General features: G+C 74.7%; 1 protein-coding gene. It reads left to right on the plus strand.

Going from position 1 to position 916, the window contains the following annotated elements; translation table 11 throughout:
- Positions 1-916: acyl carrier protein (locus BG452_RS35505; protein WP_223243205.1), on the plus strand; the 916-nt coding region annotated here is incomplete at both ends.

Below are 916 nucleotides of genomic sequence, written 5' to 3' on the forward strand. Positions count from 1 at the left end.
GCTGCCGGCCGCGGCCGCGGCCGGGGCCGGGGCCGGGGCCGGGGCCGCCGAGCCGACGGTGTTCGCGGCGTCCGAACCGGTGGACCTGCTGCACGTCGTGGTCGAGATCATCAGCGAACGCACCGGCTACCCGGCCGACATGATCGAACCCCACCTCGACCTCGAAGCCGACCTCAGCATCGACTCCATCAAGCGCACCGAAATCATCGGCCAACTCGCCCGCCGCCTCACCACCACCAACACCGACATCACCACCCTCGACGACCAACAGATCGAAGAACTCTCCCGCGCCCGCACCGTCACAGCCATCACCACCTGGCTCACCACCCACACCACCCCCGCCACCCAACCGAACCCGGAACCCGCGGCCGCCCCTGAACCCGCCGCCGTCGTGGCTGGCCACGAACCGGTCCGCCTGCGGTTCGCCGCCGTTCCGCTGCCCGACCCCACCGGATCGCCGGACACGCTCGCGGGCCGCCGTTTCGCCCTGCTGGGCGACGACGGCCACGGCCTGGCCGCCGCGCTCGCCGCCCGTCTCAGCGCGGCCAGCGCAGACGCCCTGCCGTTCGATGCGGCACACGAACTGTCTACCGCAGACGGCCCATTTGACGGCGTGCTACTCCTCGACCCGCTCGCCGAGCGCGGCGCGCCGGTGCTGCCCGGCTGTGTACCCGCCCTGCAGGCCGCACTGGCCCTGGCACCGCGCCACCTGCTCGCCGCCCGCCCCACGGCGCCGTCCGCCGGTGGCCGGGCGGACGGGCTGCGCGGGCTGTTCCGCACGCTGGCGCGCGAGTACCCGGACAGCACGGTCCGGCTGGTCGAAGTCGAGCCGGCCGAGGCGGCAGACGCGCTGGTCGCCGAGCTGCTGGCCGACGACCGAGAGCCGGTGGTGCTGCACGGCCCGGCCGGCCGCCAG

It is taken from the genome of Streptomyces sp. CBMA123, assembly GCF_014596465.1.
Classification (GTDB): Bacteria; Actinomycetota; Actinomycetes; order Streptomycetales; family Streptomycetaceae; genus Kitasatospora.